The sequence below is a fragment of the Reyranella soli genome, assembly GCF_007992495.1.
GTDB lineage: Bacteria > Pseudomonadota > Alphaproteobacteria > Reyranellales > Reyranellaceae > Reyranella > Reyranella soli.
The window spans coordinates 1-15,653 of the sequence record NZ_BKAJ01000210.1 but is presented as its reverse complement, the minus strand read 5'-3'; the positions used below and the strand labels follow the sequence as shown (position 1 = coordinate 15,653).

The window sequence follows — 15,653 nt, the reverse complement described above, 5'->3', positions numbered from 1 at the left end:
TTCATGAGCGCGCAGGATGCGCGCGGTCCGGAAGATTTCACGCCTTTCCGTAACCGCCGCCGCCGGACGTCTCCATGACGACACGGTCGCCGGCGGACAAGGAGAGGTTCTCCTTGCCTGAAAGCTCGCGGCTGCCGCCGGCTGCGCGATGCAGCGTGACGCGGAACGGCGCGCCGGCCTCGCCACCCATCAGCCCGTAGGGCGGCACGACACGGCGTTCGAACATCGTCGTGAGCGTGAGCCCGTCGCCCATCACGGTGTAGGTGCGGATCATGCCCTCGCCGCCGCGATGCTTGCCGGCGCCGCCCGAGCCGCGCCGCAGGCGCTGCTCCTCGACGCGGATCATGTACTCCGCTTCGACGATCTCGGCCGGCGTGTTCATGGTGTTGGTGAGATGGACGCGCACGACGGGCACGCCGTCGCGGTCGGCGCGGGCGCCCTCGCCGCCGCCATGGGTCTCGTAGAACGTGCCGGTGGCGCCGTCGCGCCGCGTGCCGCCGAAAATCAGGAGGCCGGCCGTCGTCGAGCCACCCGCCGTGAGCCGCTCCGGCACGGCGTGGGCGAAGGCCTTCATGATGGCGTCGACGGCACGCTGCGAGGTCTCGTGGTTGCCGCCGACCACCGGCTTGTCGATGCCGGGATCGAGGATCGAGCCCGGGCGCGTGCGAACGTCGAGCGCGCGGTAGCAGCCGCCGTTGGGCTGGATCTCCGGCCCGGCCACCGCCTTGATGGCGTAGTAGACAGCGGCCATGGCGACGAACGGCGTGGTGTTGAGCGGGCCGGCGACGGCATCGTCGGTGGCGCTGAAGTCGAAGCTTGCCCGATCGCCCGCGATCTCGACGCGGACGCGGATGGCGGCGGGCTTGCCGCCCGGCCCGTCGTCGTCGAGGAAATCCTCGCCCTCGTAGACGCCGTCGGGAAGGCTCGCGATCGCCTCGCGCATCTGCGCCTCGGAAAGATCGTCCAGGCGATCGAGTGCCGCGCGGATGGTGGCCGCGCCGTGTTCCTCGCAGAGCCGCGTCAGGCGCCCCTCGGCCGCCCGCGTCGCCGCCACCTGGGCCAGAAGATCGCCCTCACGCTCGGCGGGGCCGCGCAGGTTGGCCAGCAGGAAGTCACGTTTCTCCTCGTCGATGCCGTCGGCCGTGCAGAGCCGCAGGGGTGGGATGCGCACGCCCTCCTGCCAGGTCTCGGTCGCGGCAGCGAAGTAGCTGCCCGCCCAGGCGCCGCCGATATCGCCCCAATGGGCCAGGCTGACGGCGAAGGCGAACAACCGTCCTTCCAGGAAGATCGGCCGGATCGCCTTCACGTCGGGCAGATGATTGCCGCCGACCTCGGGCAGGTTGAGGAACCAAACGTCGCCCGGCCGCAGGCGCTCCGCCGGCACGCGTTCCAAAAACTTCTTCACCGTGAAGCTCATGACGCCGAGATGGATCGGGATGTCGCGGCCCTGGGCGATGAGGTCGCCCTTGTGGTCGGTAATGGCCGATGAGAGGTCGCCCGCCTCGCGCAACAGCGGCGAACGGGCGGAGCGCATGACGACGAAGGACATCTCTTCCGCCGCCGCCGTCAACGCATGGCGGATGACTTCCACGGTGAAGGGATCGACGGTGTTCTTCATGCCCTGTTCCTCATAGGCCTGCTTCCCGGATCCAGAGATGGCCCATCGTGTCAGTGGTCAGGACATAGCCCGGAGGGACGACGATGGTCGACCAGGCATCCTCGACAATGGCCGGCCCGGCGATCTTGGCGCCGACGGGCAGCAGCTCGCGATCGAAGCGCGGCGTGCGATGCGGCGCCGACGGCTCGAACCAGCAGTCGCCGACGCTGGTCGGCTGCGGCATCGCACCCGAATTGTCCAACAGCCCGAGCGTCGTGCGGCGCGCGACCAGGGCACGCAGGCGCAGGCTCTGCATCTCCCAGTGCTCGTCGGTGGCATAGCCATAGATCTCGCGATGTCGCTTGCGAAAGTTGCCGCCCAGTACCTCCAGGTCGAGCGGCTCGTCGAAGGGTACCTCGACGGCATAGCTCTGGCCGACATAGCGGACCAAGGCCGTGCGCTCGACGACGATCGTTTTCCTGTCATGGCCCTGGCGTTGCAGCGGCGCGATCAAGGTGGACAGCATCTCGTCATGGAGCCTGGCGAAGCGGTCGGCGTCCCAGTCGGTGCTCAGCATGCGCACGGCCTGCTGCTGGGTATAGCTCATGTCGGCGACAATGCAGCCCAGGGCGGAGAAGGCCGAGGAGAAGCGCGGCACGACGATCTCGGTGATGCCGAACTCGCGCGCGAGCTGGGCGGCATGCATGGGACCGGCGCCGCCGAACGCCAGCAGGCTGCATTGCCGCCCGTCGACGCCGCGCTCGACGGTGACGCGGGCGAGCGCGCGCACCATCGTCGCATTGGCGACACGCTGCACGCCCAGCGCCAATTCGACGACGCTTACGCCAAGCCGCTTGGCGAGCGGTTCCAGCGCGGCCTTCGCCGCCGCGACATCGAGGGAAATGGCGCCACCCAGACGCCGGTTGATGTCGAGATAGCCTAGAACGGCGTTGGCGTCGGTCACGGTCGGCCGCGTGCCGCCACGTCCGTAGGCCGCCGGTCCTGGTTCGGCGCCGGCGCTCTCCGGTCCGATCGACAGGCCACCGGTGCCGAGCATCACCAGCGAGCCGCCTCCCGCGCCGATCGATTCGATGGCGACCATGGGCTGCCGCACCGGCCGCCCGGCCAGCTTGGAATCGGTGGAGATCTCGGCCGCCCCTTTCACGATCAGGCAGACGTCGGTCGTCGTGCCGCCCATGTCGAAGCTCAGGACCTTGTCGAGACCGAGCGAGGCGGCCACGTGCTGCGCGGCGGAGATGCCGGCCGCAGGCCCCGAGAGCGCCATCGCCAGCGGCCGCCGCGCCGCGGCTTCGGGCGAGGCCATGCCGCCCGCCGAATGCATGACATGCAGGCGCGAGCCCTGGACCTCGCGCTGCAGGCGATCGAGATAGCGCGCGGCGATGGGCATGACCGAGGCGTTCAGCACGGTTGTGGCGGTACGCTCGAACTCGCGGGTCTCGGGATTGACTTCGTGCGACAGCGACACGTAGGGCATCGAGGCCTTCAGCGCCGCACCCAAGGCACGCTCATGCGCCGGGTTGGCGTAGGCGTGGAGCAGGGATACCGCGACGCTCTCGACACCCGTCGTCGTCGCTTGCCGCACTGCTTCGGCGAGCGCGGTGACGTCGGGCACTTTCACGGCGGCGCCCGTGTGATCGACGCGCTCGGCCAACGATATGCGGCGTTCCATCGGAACCTGCGCTGCGCGCTTGGGCGGCAGGTCGAGGCGATAGAGATGCTGGCGTCCGGCGCGGCCGATATCCAGCACGTCCTCGAAGCCCTCGGTGGCGATCAACGCCACGGGTTCGACGCGATCCTCGACGATGGCGTTGGTGACGAGCGTTGTGCCGTGCACGAGATCGTCGACGTCGATCGCCACCAGGCCTGCCGCCGCCAGGGCCGCCTTGATGCTGGCAACCGGATCATTGCGCTGCGTCGGCACCTTGATCGATCGCAACTCGCCCGTCGCGGGCTTCAACGCCACCAGGTCGGTGAAGGTACCGCCGATATCGATGCCGACCTGCCAGCCGTTGTCCGGCATGATGACTCCCACCTGATTGCGTTGTCGTTCGCCAGCAATCGCTGCGCCAAGCAGCCATCATAACGACAGACCTCTGGCTGAATCGCAATTTCGAGGGGCGGCAGGGCTCGTTTGACCGCACGCCCCTGGCTTCTCCCGCCATGGCCGCGGCCGCCGCGGCGACCCGCAGGCTTGTCGATGTGCGCCCACTGGGATAACAGACGATGCTCCTGCTGAAAGAGGTCGCTGTGCAGCATCTCGTCACGTCCGAAGCGGAACTCGAAGCGCTCTATGGCCAGCCAGCCGGCGCGGCGGTGATCAAGGAAATCCCGCACATCTCCGAGCACTATCGCCGCTTCATCGAGGTCTCGCCGTTCGTCGTGCTGGCGACGTCCGGCCCCGAGGGGCTCGACTGCACGCCGCGCGGCGATCCGGCCGGCTTTGTGCGGGTGGTCGATAGCAAGACCGTGATGATCCCCGACCGGCGGGGCAACAACCGCATCGACACGCTGCGCAACATCGTCCGCGATCCGCGCATTGCGCTCCTGTTCCTGATCCCCGGCATCGGCCGCACACTGCGCATCAACGGCCGCGCCGCCATCAGCGTCGATCCCGAGCTCTGCGCCTCCTTCACCATGGAAAACAAGGTGCCGCGCAGCGTGATCATCGTCACCGCCGAGAGCGTCTACACCCAGTGCCCCAAGGCGCTGGTGCGCTCGCACCTGTGGGACGCGAGCCGGCATCTGGCTGAAAACGCGCTGCCCTCGAGCGGCACCATGATGAAGGCGCTGCAGGCGGAGTTCGACGCCGAGACCTACGATCGCGAATATCCGCAACGCCTCAAGGAAACGATCTACTGACGTGACCATGTCGGGTTGGCGGGGGCGCGCCGGTACGCTCTTCACCTGCGAGAAGCAGCCGGCGCATGGCGCCAAGGGCGTGGTGGTCACCAACCATCCGCTGGGGTCCGCCGCCGGCATGGAGATGCTGGCGGCCGGCGGCAATGCCGTTGACGCCGCGGTTGCCGCGCAATTCGCCCTCACGGTCGTCGAGCCGATGATGGTGGGCCTGATCGGCGGCACGACCTGCCATATCCGCCTGGCCGACGGCACCCACACCGTCGTCGACGGCATGAGCGCGGTGCCGCTCGCCGGCCGCCCGGACATGTACCGGCCGGTCGCTGGTGCAGCGCCGGAGGTCTACGACGTCGAGGGCCAGGAGAACCAGGTCGGGCCCAAGGCAGTTGCCGCGCCGGGATCGCTGCTGGCCTGGACCCTGGCCTTGCGGCGCTACGGCACGATGTCGCTTGCCGACGTCATGCAGCCCGCGATCCGCCACGCCACCCGCGGATTCACGGTCACGCCGTACCTGTCCGACTGCATCGAAAGCGCCGCACCCGATCTCTTGAAGGACAAGCTGGCCGCCGCCCGGCTGCTGCCTGACGGCACGCCGCTGAAGGCCGGGACGCGCCTGGTGCAGGCCGACTATGGCGAGGCGCTCACCTTGATCGCCCAGCAGGGCGAGAGCGCGCTGCATGGCGGGCCGCTTGGCGACCTGCTCGTGGAGTGCATGCAGAAGGCCGGCGGGTTCGTCTCCAGGAAGGACCTCACCGACTACCGCGTCGTCGAGCGGGCGCCGATCCGCGGCCGCTATCGCGATTGGGAGATCGTCGGCCCGCCGCCACCCGCGGCGTCTGGCGTGCACATCACCCAGATGCTGAACATCCTGGAGGGCTACGACATCAAGAGACTGGGTTTCGGGACGGTGGAGACGCTGCATCTGCTGGCCGAGGTGCTGAAGATCGCCTTCGCCGATCGCGCTCAGGCGAGCGGCGATCCGGCTTTCGTCGACGTGCCCGTCGAGCGCATCACGTCGAAGGCCTACGCCGACCAGCGTCGCGCCGGCATCGACCTCGGCCACGCCAAGCGCTGGACGTCGGGGTTGCTCGCCAAGGAAGGCGCCGACACCACGCACCTCACCACGGCCGACGGCAAGGGCAACGTCGTCTGCACCACCCAGACCATCAACAGCCTGTTCGGCGCGCGCTTCGTCGTGCCCGGCATCGGCATGGTGCCGAACGACTACATGTCGAACTTCGATCCGCGGCCGGGCAATGCGCTGTCGATCGCGCCGGGCAAGCGGGTGACCACGTCGATGGCGCCGATGATGGCCCTGCACGACGGCCGGTTGATCTATGCGCTGGGTCTCCCCGGCGGCCGCAAGATCTTTCCCTCGGCCTGGCAGGCGCTGATCAACCTTCTGGACCACGGCATGACCCTGCAGGAGGCGGTCGAGGCGCCGCGCATCTGGACCGAGGGGCCGGTGCTGGAGGTCGAGCACGGCATCCCCGAGACGGTGCGCCAGGGGCTCGTCGCGCGCGGCCACAAGCTGCAGGTCATGCCGACGGTGGCGGGCGGCATGAACGCCATCCAGTTCCACGACGACGGCAGCATGACGGGTGCCGCCTGCTGGCGGGCCGACGGCTCACCGGTAGCGCTGGGCGGCGGCTTCGCGCGGCCCGGGGTGCGCTTCGTGCTGCCCGGCTGATCGGCCGACTTTCCAACCCCGAATTCCTTGGCTAGAACCGCCGCCGTTGACAGCCAACGGTTGAGCGACCTTGCCTAAGTAATTGCCGGTCTCGTCAGTTCCACCAGCGCGGCAATGCGAGATGCGTCGCCGCGTCGTTTTTGCGCGCAAGCTCTTCATGGTGGCGGTTCGAGACCGGTTTGGCATGACTGTCTCGCCGCCATTTCAGCTCTCCGCTCCACCGTCCTTGCTACGCCGCGTCCGAAGGGGTTCGCCCTGCCGCCGTCCTGCTGAGCTTCCCAATGGGAAGAGCAAGGCGGCATGTCCGATGTCTTACGGGTTCAATGGACCATCACTCCTCGTACCGCGCCCCAGCCGTGGCTCAGCTGCAGCCGATGCGGTGAGGCGAGACCCTTCCGCAGCAGCGACAAGATCAGGCTCAATGCCAACGGCAAGCGCGTCGACGCCTGGCTGATCTACAAATGCACGGGCTGCGGCAGCACCTGGAACCGCCCGATCCTGGAGCGCCGCTCTGTGCGGACGATCGAGCCCGACCTGCTCATGGCATTGCACACCAGCGAGCAGGCGCTGGCACGTCGGCTCGCCTTCGATGTCGAAGGCCTGAGGCGCTGCGCAGGACGCGTCGAGGAATTCGACGACGCGCTGGTGATCAAGACCGTGCTGTCGGAGAGCACCATGCCGGCGCGACAGTTGGAGATTCTATGCTCCGTCCCCGAACCGGTCGGGCTCCGCGTGGATCGGCTTCTCGCGAAGGAGCTGCAGTTGCCGCGAAGCCGGATCCAGACATTGGTGAAGGCCGGCGACCTCGTCGCATTCCCGCAGGAATCGCACTTGCGCCGGACGGTGCGAGATGGACTGCGGATCGTTCTCGAACTTGCCCGAAGCTGCCCTTAGGACGCCCGTCACAACAAGTGAATCGGATTGCGCGGGGGCGCCCTGTGGCGATGTGACTCGGAGCGGCTTGGCTCCTGGTGTGGCGTTGCGGCGGTATGCGGGTCGGCATGATCGACACGCAAGGGATTCGGCAAAGGCAGGCGCGGTTGCCTCAGGCGTTGGCGCGCAGCGCGGTGGGCGAAGCGCCAAACTGGCGTCGGAAGGAACGGTTGAAGTACGAGACCTCGTTGAAGCCGCACGCATAGGCGACATCAATGATCTTCAGCCGGTCGTTTCGAGGATCGGCAAGCATCGTCCGCGCCTTTTCCAGCCGCAATCGGAGAACGAGCTCGGTGAAACTCGCGCCCGTCTCATGCAGCAGGTCCTGGACGTAGCGCGGCGATAAGCTGACCTTGCGGGCGACGCGATGGAGGGAGAACGCCGGATCAGGAAATCCGGCCCTGATGACCGCCAGGATCTCGCGCACACGCGCCGCCCGCAAACCCCTTGCCGAGGCCGCCTCCGCCGCGTCGCGTCCCGGCCCGATTACCAGCGCCGCAAGGTCGTAGACGTGGCCGACAACGACGCGCCGCAGCTCGGGCACCGCCAGCGCGTATCCGTTCTCCAGCTCGTGAAGGTAGCTCGCTAGCAGCCGCAGCGCCTCCGAGCCGCTTGGCAGGGGCCGCATGAGGGCGTCGTCAAGGCCCGGCACCAGCGGGGCGAGCGCGGCGCGCGAAAGCGCGATGCTGACGAGCCGCGACGCGGACGGAAAGGCTGCGAAGCCGGTCTCGGCCCCCGACAGCAAGGTCACTTCGCCTGGGCAGAATGTGCGTTCGCGGCCAAGCTGCGACGCAATCGTGACGCCAGCCGTCTGAATGGACAGGAACAGGTCGTCCTTGCCGTCGGCGAGGTCGCGGCGCGTCCGCTCAAGCCGGAACCCCGAGTTCTCTCCGGACGTGAAGAAGAGCCCGGGCAAGGCCGTCAGAGCGAAGTGCGAGCAGACCGGGCCATCCGTCAGGGCCGTGATCTCGGCCCCCAGAATCTGACGTCCCAGGACCTCGCGCACGAACGCGTGGCGGTCGCGATCCGGCAAATCGTCGGTCGAGAACCGCACCGACACGAAATCGCTCGCCGATGGCGCCATAGGCCCCCCCTTTCGACCGACCGCGTGGCCAGTATCGCACGAACGAACTGCGGCCATCAATTCGCCGGTCTCTTCGGAGGCTCGTCGGTCTCGTCGATGGTGTGGCCGGGCAGCCGCCCAAGGCCACTCGCGAGTGCGTCCGCGTGCAAGCCGCGTGCGCTTTCGGACAAGACGGCGCACAAAATCTGGCCGAGCATGCGGTAAAGACGGTCTTGCCGCGAGGGATAAGCGATGCCCTTCTATTTCGAGCTTAATGGCCCGCCGGGAATGCGGAATCCGTCGCAGGATCTCGTCCAACTGGTGAACGGCTGGCTGCGGCCGACCGGGTGCAGCTTGCTGTTTCGCCGCCGGCCGAATGGGCGGGCACTGTTCCGGCGGTGCCCGTGCCCGAGGCGGGCCGCGGGCGTTTTCTGGGGGCCGTCCCGGCTGCCGCGACTCGCCGGGCGTCCTGGCAGAATCGGTTCGCCGCCCTGCTGAGCAGGCTGCTTACGAGAGAGGGGGCGCGGCGGGTCACCATCCTTATCAGCCGCGGGAACGAGATGGTGCGCGTCGGGCAATTCGCCAATGCGGGTTTCATGGTGCAAGGCGGCACCATCGACGTCGGCGATCTTGAGCGTCTGCCGTCGCACGTTGCCGGAGGAGCCTTCTTGCATGAGTTGACGGAACAATGGGAGCGGCAGGCGAATGGCACGAACGCCTTTAACACGGCTCATTCGATCGCAGTGGGAGCCGACAAGTACGTCACGGGCGAGGATCGCATCGCCGAGTTCGAGACCCGCATCGCGCCGGGCCGGATACGCGGAGCCGTCGAAGATTGGACATGGTGGCTTTGCTACCGCCGATCCGGCAGTGGTGGCGGCAGGCTCTTCGTGCTGGAGATGACCATGCGGGGTATGGATGTGCAGACTTGGCGCTACCGGCCCGAAAACTTCTCCAACCTGGTGGCGGTCAGCGCAGCCGCGCAGGGATTGAACATGGCGCCGCCCGGAGCAGGGTAGAAACGCCTCACCCGTAGCTGCAGTGCGTAGGGTGGGTCTATCTGATCTCGCCGGATCGCTTTGCGAGCGCGTTGATCAGGCGAGCGCGCATCGTCGCGATCGAATTTGGAACATGGCGCGCAGGCCACGAGGGCGCTCGGCGATCAGGAATCCATAGCTGCAATGCGGAGCGTGGCGTGACGATGGAAGCGCGCCATACATCCGCGTCCTTCATAGTGCCCCAGCCCCATTTCCCGCTTGGGTTCCTGATGGTCCAGCTCGATCCGCCCGCGCGACTTGGCAAGGTCGACGAGATCGTAGCGGTTGTTGTTCGGAGTGTCCTTAGCCCGTCCCGCGATCCCAGGCTTCGCGCTGGGCAAGGACGCGGCTGACCTCGGCCATATTCTCCGTTCCCCAGGTGCAGAGCGGCGCGAGCGCTTCGGCGAGGCTGCGGCCGAGCGGCGTGAGCGAATAATCGACCCGCGGCGGCACCTCCTTGTAGTCGGTGCGCCTCAGGATGCCGTCGGCCTCGAGTTCCTTCAGTTGCTGGATCAGCACCTTGTCGCTGACCCTGCGGACAGCTCGCTTGAGCTCGCCGTAGCGGTTCGGCGCTTGGAGCAGGAAGTAGAGGATCAATGGCTTCCACTTGCCGGAGATCACGCGCAGCGTGGCGTCGAGCCCACAGGTGAAGCCGGGAACGGGGTCAGATGTCGTAACCATATTTTTGATACTTACCAAAAGGTGCATACTTGTCGATAGGTGTGTATCGCGCCAGCTAAGTGCCACCTTAAATGGAGGCACCGAGATGAAGAGGTTGGAAGGCAAAACGGCGGTGGTAACCGGCGGCGGAAGCGGCATCGGGCTCGCGACCGCGAAGCGGTTCATCGAAGAAGGCGCGTTCGTCTACATCTTCGGACGGCGGCAGGGCGCGCTCGATGCGGCGCTGGCGCAGCTCGGGCCCAATGCGCGCGCTGTAAGCGGTTCGGTGAGCGACCTGGCCGATCTCGACCGGCTGTTCGAGACTGTGAAGGCGGAGCGAGGGCATCTCGATATCCTGTTCGCCAATGCGGGGACCGGGGAGTTGGTCCCGCTGAGCGAGATCACACCCGAACATTACGAACAGACCTTCAGCACCAACGTCAAAGGCACGCTCTTCACGGTGCAGAAGGCCCTGCCGCTGATGTCCGCCGGGGCAACGATCATCCTTACCGGCTCGAGCACAGGGGTCATGGGGACGCCGAGCTTCAGCGTCTACAGCGCCACCAAGGCGGCGATCCGCAACTTCGCACGCAGTTGGGCGCTCGACCTGAGGGGTACCGGCATTCGCGTCAACGTCCTCTCACCGGGGCCGACGCGGACGGAGCTGGCCGTGGAGGTCGTCGGCGAGGCGGGCATGGACGAGATGGGCGCCGGCACGCCGCTCGGCCGTCTCGGCGATCCGGCCGAAACGGCTGCGGCGGCTGCCTTCCTGGCGTCGGGCGACAGCAGCTTCATGACCGGAAGCGAGGTCTTTGTGGATGGCGGCATCGCGCAGATCTGATTTCATGTACGGCCAACCTGAGGTTGCGGCAGCCTCCCTATGCTCCGTCGCAGCTTCGGGAGGCACCCTACGGAGAGCGACGAAAACGAGAACTACGTACGCCATAGCGCTCTCATGACGGTCACGACCGATTGCGCGCAGGGCTGGCCTGCCGCCGAATCTCGCCGTTCATTTGCCTGTCATGCCCGATCTACAAGATGGTCTGGAGGCAATGCAAGGGACGGAACCATGCGCCATATTCGTAGCATCCTGATCGGTCTGATTGCCCTGCTTGCAACCACCATTTCAACAGCCGCACAGCAGGTGCCCATCGAGGTAGGTGTTCGCCCGCTCTACCTGATCGACAAGATGAAGGACGGTCCGCTGAAACAGAAGCTTCAGGCTTGCATGGGCAAGCCGGTCAAGCGGACTCTGTTCTCGATCGGGCATCGCGGCGCGCCGTTGCAATTCCCCGAACACACGGTTGAGTCGAACCTCGCTGCCGCATGGCAGGGCGCCGGGATCCTGGAATGCGACGTTGCCTTTACCGCCGACAAGGAACTCGTCTGCCGCCACGCGCAGAACGATCTGCACCAGACGACGAATATCGTCGCGACCCCACTGGCCGCGAAATGCACGACGCCTTTCACGCCTGCCTCGGGCGACAAGCCCGCCACGGCGGAATGCCGGACCTCGGACATCACCCTGGCCGAGTTCCGTACTCTGACACCCAAGACGGACGGCTTCGACAAAACGGCGACGACGCCTGAGGCCTATCTTTCCGGAACGGCAGGCTGGCGCACCAACCTCTATGCGACCCAGCCCGCACGCCTGATGACGCATAAGGAATCGATCGCGCTCTTCCGCTCGCTCGGCGCGAAGTTCACCCCGGAGCTGAAGACCCCGGTGGTTCAGATGCCTTACAACGGCTTCTCACGCGAGGATTACGCTCGGAAGCTGATCAGCGAATACAAGGAAGCCGGCGTGCCGGCCTCGAACGTCTTTCCGCAAAGCTTCGACATTGCCGATGTGCGCTATTGGATCAAGACAGAGCCGGGATACGGCGCGCAGGCCATCTATCTGATCGATGATGAAAGCATCCCCGGTCTCAACGGCATGGACCCCGCGACCTGGGGGTGGGAGCCGGCGGCGCTGAAGGCTGAAGGCATCAACTACGTCGCACCGGCGATCACCTTCCTGCTGACCGTGAACAAAGAGGGCAAGATCGTCCCTTCGGCCTTGGCAATCGCCCTGAAAAAGGCCGGCATCAAGATCATCACCTGGTCATTGGAGCGCTCGGGTCCGCTGACGGACGGTGGTGGTTGGTATTTCAACAGCGTTTCGAAGGCGATCACCGGCGGCGGTGATTACTACGAAGTGCTTGACGTGCTGGCCCAGCAGGCCGGCGTGACCGGCGTTTTCAGCGACTGGCCCGCCACCGTGAGCTACTATGCGAGCTGCATGGGCTTGGAGTAGGCGGTGAAGATGAGGCCTCAGCCTTGGAACGCGTGCCCTCGGGGATAGGGCTCTTGCGGGAGCGGCTTCAAACGCCTCCCGGCCGCTCGCCCGAATCGCCGACCGAGAAGTGGGCGTGGACGACACGCCACTCGCCCTTTTCCTTGTGAAACACCATCGTCGAGCGGCTGACGAACTCTTGTCCCTGGTAGTGGATGTCGCGCGGCGGCTGGGCCGTCGTGCCGACCCAGTTGCGCTGGGAGTTGCGGTGGCACCAGATCACCGCCATGTCGCCCCTGATCTCGCCGCCGATGTCGTACGGCGTCCAGTACGAGCCCTTCACGTTCTTGATGTAGAACGCCCACAGCCGGCTCCAGTGCTCGGCGCCGTTGTAGGTATGGCCGTTCAGGTTGAAGAAGGTCGCGTGCGGCTCCTTGCTCCAGATCGGCTCGATGGCCGGCCAGTCGAACTTGCCGTTGGCGACCAGATAGTCCTCGTGCAGCTGCAGCAGCTTTTTGATGTCGGCATCGCTGCCGCCGACGATCTTCGCGTCGCTCATTTCCACCCTTCAATCCGCCTTGGCGCCCGACTTTAGCACCACCTCGCGCCACTTCACGGTTTCCTGTTTCACGAAGGCGCGCGCCTCGTCGACCGTGCCGCCAGCCGGTTCGGCGCCGGCGTCGGCCACGCGCGCGCGAAAGGCGGGTTCGGCGGTGAGCTTGCTGATGGTTGCCGCCATGCGATCGATGATCGGGCGCGGCGTGCCCGTCGGCACGGCCACCATCTGCCAGGAGATCGCGGCGTAGCCCGGCAGGCCCGCCTCGGCGATGGTCGGCAGGTCGGGCAGCTGCGGCACGCGCTTGTCGGTGCTGATTGCGAGCGCGCGCAAGGCGCCCGTCTTGATGTGCGGCAGGATCGCCGGGAGATTGTCGATGGTGAGCTGGACCTGGCCCGCCAGTAGGTCGACCAGCGAAGGGCCTGTGCCGCGATAGGGCACGTGCTGCCACTCCAGCCCGGCCATGGTCCTGAACAGCTCGCCCGCGACATGCGAGGTCGAGCCGACGCCGCCGGACGCGTAGTTCAGCTTGCGCGGATTGGCCTTGGCGTAGGCGATCAGCTCTTCGACGCTCTTCACCGGCAACGAGGGATGGACCACCAGCACGTTGGGCTGGAAGGCATAGAGGCAGATCGGGTCGAGATCCTTGTCGGGATCGAACGCCATCTCGCGATAGAGGATCTTGTTGTAGGCGAGTACGCCCGGTGCGGAGACCAGGAACGTGTAGCCGTCCGGCGGCGACGTGGCGACGGCCTGGCCGCCGACATTGCCGCCGGCGCCGCCCTTGTTCTCGACAACGCACGGCGTCTTGAGCTCGATCGCCAGCTGATCGCACAGCAGCCGGGTCAGCACGTCGGTCGAACCGCCGGCGGCAAACGGGACGACGAAGCGGACAGGTTTGCTCGGCCAGTCTTGCGCGGGCGCTTGCGCCACACCGAGGGCAAAGGCCGCCATGGCGGCAACGAAGAGCTTGGGGACATTCATGTCGTCGCTCCAAGCGAAAAGCGCGCCATGTCCGCCACAGGGTCAGGGCCGACGAAGGTCAGCACGAGATCCGTGACCCCCACTCTGCGATACGCGGCGATTCGGCTGAGGCACTCGTCCGCCGTGCCGGCGACTGCGAAGGCCTCGACGAAGCGCTCGTCGAGTTGCGCCGCGGGCGAGTTGACGGCGGCGGCGAAGTCGGCTTCGGCGATGCCGCTATGCTCGACCAGGCTCACCTTGGCGGCCGGCACCGTCTGCGCCAGCGCCCAGAAGGTCTTCAGCATGCCGTGCAGGACGGGCTTGATCGCGGCCATCGCCGTCGCGTGATCGGCGGCGATGGCGCAGGGCGCGTATTGCACCAGTCGCGCCGGCCGCGCGATCGAGGCGGCCCAGGTGGCGAAGCCGGGCGGGCACATGTTGGAGATCATCAGGCCGTCGGCGAGGCTGCCGCAGAGCTTCAGCGCCTGCGGCCCGCGCGCCGCCATGAGGATCGGTAGTGCGGGCCGGCTCGGCCTGTAGGAGAGTTTTGCATTCTCGACGGTGAAGGCCTTGCCTTTGTAGGTGACCGTCTCGCCGGCGAGCAGGCCGCGCACGATGGCGAAGGTGTCCCTGAGGGCTGCCAGCGGTTTGCTGTTGTCGATGCCCAGCCGCTTGATCGGCCCGGCGAGGCCCGAGCCGATGCCAAGCGCGAGGCGGCCTTCTGACAGCTCGTCGAGCGCGCTGGCGTCCATCGCGATTTGCGTGGGATGGCGCAGGAAGGGATTCCACACGCCAATCCCGAGCTCGATGCGCCTGGTCGCCGCCGCGCAGGCGGCGAGCGCCGGCAGGGCGCCACGCTCCAGGGGATTCTCGGCGAACCAGACCGAGGCGAAGCCGTTGGCTTCGGCCGAGAGCGCGAGTTCGACGCACCGGCTGGCGGCGAGGCCGCCATGCAGCCGAATGCCAAGCCTCGGTAAGTCATCCATCCGGTCGTCACTCCCCACGCAGCGACGCTAGACGCCACCCATGGGGCAGGCAAGCCGTGGGCCATATCGTCGTTGCCCGGCCTGTTTGGCGCGCTATAAGGACGACGAACCGCGCCTGGGACAGGTGGCCGAGTGGTTTAAGGCACACGCTTGGAAAGCGTGCGTGGTGTAACAGCCACCGCGGGTTCGAATCCCGCCCTGTCCGCCATCCCTGACATGTCTTCCCCCGAGGGCCCCACTTCTGTAGGGTGCGCGCCGCCATTGGGGGAAAGATGGTAGTGTTTCGCGCGCTGGGGTGGCTTCTGTTGGCCATGGCCGTCGCAGCAATCGTGCATGATGCGCTGGCCTGGTGGACCGAGGGGTCGTTCCATCTGCTCGGCCTGGGGGACCTTTGGTCGCATCTCGACACACGCTCGCTTGCCGACGCGCAGACGGCGATCCAGCGCAGTGTCTCCTCGGCCCTCTGGTTCTGGCTGGTCCGGCCGGTGCTGATGGTCCCGGTGTTGCCGGCCTTCCTGGTGCTGGGCCTCATCTTCCTGTGGATCGGCAACCGCAGCGGCGGCCGGCCCGATACCGGCTTTGTGCTCGGCTCGCGGCCGCCCCGGCGCCGGAGGTATCGCGGTCTGTCCTAGCGCAGATCCCGCAGCTGCATGAGACTCGCGATGGCGTGTCGGCGCTGCAAGCACTGCTGGCACTCAGATCGAGCAACACAACGAATGGCGTGATCGCCGGTTCGACCCGCCAGACGTGGCCCTCTACGGAGCGCCAAAAGTCGCGAAAACGAAATTGGTGATAATTACCCTAGTGCTTGACTGAAATGCACTTGAGTTATATTGTCGACTCGTTGCGTTGCTTCTCCGTGTTGTCGCTCTATGCATCGTTTGATCCGAGACCAATGGGCGCGGCAGGCACCGCGTGCCGCCCGTCCGGTTGCCTGCGATCGGACGGGCCGGGCGCCGCGTTTTCGATGTGGCGATTCCCGTTGCGAAACTTGCGTAACTGTCCGATTCGGCCGT

At 66.6% G+C, this 15,653-nt stretch carries 14 protein-coding genes, 1 tRNA gene and 2 pseudogenes; 9 read left to right on the top strand and 8 right to left on the bottom strand.

Going from position 1 to position 15,653, the window contains the following annotated elements:
* Positions 1-37: 37 nt before the first annotated feature.
* Positions 38-1,618, bottom strand: a complete 1,581-nt coding sequence (locus tag RSO01_RS42025; protein WP_147156580.1) for a hydantoinase B/oxoprolinase family protein — start codon at positions 1,616-1,618, stop codon at positions 38-40.
* A gap of 10 nt (positions 1,619-1,628) precedes the next feature.
* Positions 1,629-3,638, bottom strand: a complete 2,010-nt coding sequence (locus RSO01_RS42020; protein ID WP_147156579.1) for a hydantoinase/oxoprolinase family protein — start codon at positions 3,636-3,638, stop codon at positions 1,629-1,631.
* Between the two features lie 80 nt (positions 3,639-3,718).
* On the opposite strand from RSO01_RS42020, the pseudogene RSO01_RS50125 reads away from it, so the two are divergent.
* The 4 genes and pseudogenes from RSO01_RS50125 to RSO01_RS42000 all read left to right on the top strand — a co-directional run.
* Positions 3,719-3,835: pseudogene (locus RSO01_RS50125) on the top strand (hypothetical protein); the annotation flags it as partial.
* Positions 3,836-3,841: 6 nt separating this feature from the next.
* Positions 3,842-4,477, top strand: coding sequence for a pyridoxamine 5'-phosphate oxidase family protein (locus RSO01_RS42010; protein WP_147156578.1), 636 nt, complete (start codon positions 3,842-3,844; stop codon positions 4,475-4,477).
* A 7-nt stretch (positions 4,478-4,484) separates the two neighbouring features.
* A complete protein-coding gene (gene ggt / locus RSO01_RS42005) occupies positions 4,485-6,164 on the top strand; it encodes a gamma-glutamyltransferase (protein ID WP_147156577.1) in 1,680 nt (559 codons plus the stop codon).
* Between the two features lie 300 nt (positions 6,165-6,464).
* Positions 6,465-7,058, top strand: coding sequence for a DUF1062 domain-containing protein (locus RSO01_RS42000; RefSeq protein ID WP_147156576.1), 594 nt, complete (start codon positions 6,465-6,467; stop codon positions 7,056-7,058).
* A gap of 151 nt (positions 7,059-7,209) precedes the next feature.
* Here RSO01_RS42000 and RSO01_RS41995 read toward each other — a convergent pair whose 3' ends face one another.
* Positions 7,210-8,181: an AraC family transcriptional regulator gene (locus tag RSO01_RS41995; RefSeq protein WP_147156575.1), complete on the bottom strand. Its 972-nt coding sequence runs from the start codon at positions 8,179-8,181 to the stop codon at positions 7,210-7,212.
* 326 nt (positions 8,182-8,507) lie between these two features.
* Here RSO01_RS41995 and RSO01_RS41990 point away from each other — a divergent pair, with 326 nt between their 5' ends.
* A complete protein-coding gene (locus tag RSO01_RS41990; protein ID WP_147156574.1) occupies positions 8,508-9,179 on the top strand; it encodes a hypothetical protein in 672 nt (223 codons plus the stop codon).
* Between the two features lie 132 nt (positions 9,180-9,311).
* Here the strand turns inward: RSO01_RS41990 and RSO01_RS49265 are convergent.
* Together RSO01_RS49265 and RSO01_RS41980 are read right to left on the bottom strand one after the other, a co-directional pair.
* Positions 9,312-9,472: pseudogene (locus RSO01_RS49265) on the bottom strand (IS701 family transposase); the annotation flags it as partial.
* 28 nt (positions 9,473-9,500) lie between these two features.
* Positions 9,501-9,878, bottom strand: a complete 378-nt coding sequence (locus RSO01_RS41980; RefSeq protein WP_147156573.1) for a winged helix-turn-helix transcriptional regulator — start codon at positions 9,876-9,878, stop codon at positions 9,501-9,503.
* Positions 9,879-9,963: 85 nt separating this feature from the next.
* On the opposite strand from RSO01_RS41980, the gene RSO01_RS41975 reads away from it, so the two are divergent.
* A complete protein-coding gene (locus tag RSO01_RS41975) occupies positions 9,964-10,698 on the top strand; it encodes an SDR family NAD(P)-dependent oxidoreductase (RefSeq protein WP_147156572.1) in 735 nt (244 codons plus the stop codon).
* A 228-nt stretch (positions 10,699-10,926) separates the two neighbouring features.
* A complete protein-coding gene (locus RSO01_RS41970) occupies positions 10,927-12,153 on the top strand; it encodes a glycerophosphodiester phosphodiesterase family protein (RefSeq protein ID WP_174825993.1) in 1,227 nt (408 codons plus the stop codon).
* A 67-nt stretch (positions 12,154-12,220) separates the two neighbouring features.
* On the opposite strand, the gene RSO01_RS41965 is transcribed toward RSO01_RS41970, so the two are convergent.
* Genes RSO01_RS41965 through RSO01_RS41955 form a run of 3 tightly spaced genes read right to left on the bottom strand, consistent with a single transcriptional unit; the run spans position 12,221 to position 14,637 of the window.
* A complete protein-coding gene (locus RSO01_RS41965; RefSeq protein ID WP_147156571.1) occupies positions 12,221-12,691 on the bottom strand; it encodes a YybH family protein in 471 nt (156 codons plus the stop codon).
* Between the two features lie 9 nt (positions 12,692-12,700).
* Positions 12,701-13,672, bottom strand: coding sequence for a Bug family tripartite tricarboxylate transporter substrate binding protein (locus tag RSO01_RS41960; RefSeq protein ID WP_147156570.1), 972 nt, complete (start codon positions 13,670-13,672; stop codon positions 12,701-12,703).
* Positions 13,669-14,637, bottom strand: a complete 969-nt coding sequence (locus tag RSO01_RS41955; RefSeq protein ID WP_147156569.1) for an LLM class flavin-dependent oxidoreductase — start codon at positions 14,635-14,637, stop codon at positions 13,669-13,671. The genes RSO01_RS41960 and RSO01_RS41955 overlap by 4 nt, the downstream gene beginning before the upstream one ends.
* Positions 14,638-14,755: 118 nt before the next feature.
* Between RSO01_RS41955 and RSO01_RS41950 the strand changes: the two genes are divergently transcribed.
* Both RSO01_RS41950 and RSO01_RS41945 read left to right on the top strand, forming a co-directional pair.
* Positions 14,756-14,845 (top strand) — tRNA-Ser (locus tag RSO01_RS41950).
* A gap of 103 nt (positions 14,846-14,948) precedes the next feature.
* A complete protein-coding gene (locus RSO01_RS41945) occupies positions 14,949-15,269 on the top strand; it encodes a hypothetical protein (RefSeq protein ID WP_170303772.1) in 321 nt (106 codons plus the stop codon).
* Positions 15,270-15,653: the final 384 nt, after the last annotated feature.

Bases quoted from the DNA above. Each gene is read 5' to 3' on its own strand.
- RSO01_RS41995 (WP_147156575.1), bottom strand. From the start codon at position 8,181: ATGGCGCCATCGGCGAGCGATTTCGTGTCGGTGCGGTTCTCGACCGAC.
- RSO01_RS42000 (WP_147156576.1), top strand. From the start codon at position 6,465: ATGTCCGATGTCTTACGGGTTCAATGGACCATCACTCCTCGTACCGCG.
- RSO01_RS41980 (WP_147156573.1), bottom strand. From the start codon at position 9,878: ATGGTTACGACATCTGACCCCGTTCCCGGCTTCACCTGTGGGCTCGAC.
- RSO01_RS41970 (WP_174825993.1), top strand. From the start codon at position 10,927: ATGCGCCATATTCGTAGCATCCTGATCGGTCTGATTGCCCTGCTTGCA.
- RSO01_RS42025 (WP_147156580.1), bottom strand. From the start codon at position 1,618: ATGAAGAACACCGTCGATCCCTTCACCGTGGAAGTCATCCGCCATGCG.
- RSO01_RS42020 (WP_147156579.1), bottom strand. From the start codon at position 3,638: ATGCCGGACAACGGCTGGCAGGTCGGCATCGATATCGGCGGTACCTTC.
- RSO01_RS41960 (WP_147156570.1), bottom strand. From the start codon at position 13,672: ATGAATGTCCCCAAGCTCTTCGTTGCCGCCATGGCGGCCTTTGCCCTC.
- RSO01_RS41965 (WP_147156571.1), bottom strand. From the start codon at position 12,691: ATGAGCGACGCGAAGATCGTCGGCGGCAGCGATGCCGACATCAAAAAG.
- RSO01_RS41945 (WP_170303772.1), top strand. From the start codon at position 14,949: ATGGCCGTCGCAGCAATCGTGCATGATGCGCTGGCCTGGTGGACCGAG.
- RSO01_RS41955 (WP_147156569.1), bottom strand. From the start codon at position 14,637: ATGGATGACTTACCGAGGCTTGGCATTCGGCTGCATGGCGGCCTCGCC.
- RSO01_RS41975 (WP_147156572.1), top strand. From the start codon at position 9,964: ATGAAGAGGTTGGAAGGCAAAACGGCGGTGGTAACCGGCGGCGGAAGC.
- RSO01_RS42010 (WP_147156578.1), top strand. From the start codon at position 3,842: ATGCTCCTGCTGAAAGAGGTCGCTGTGCAGCATCTCGTCACGTCCGAA.
- ggt (WP_147156577.1), top strand. From the start codon at position 4,485: ATGTCGGGTTGGCGGGGGCGCGCCGGTACGCTCTTCACCTGCGAGAAG.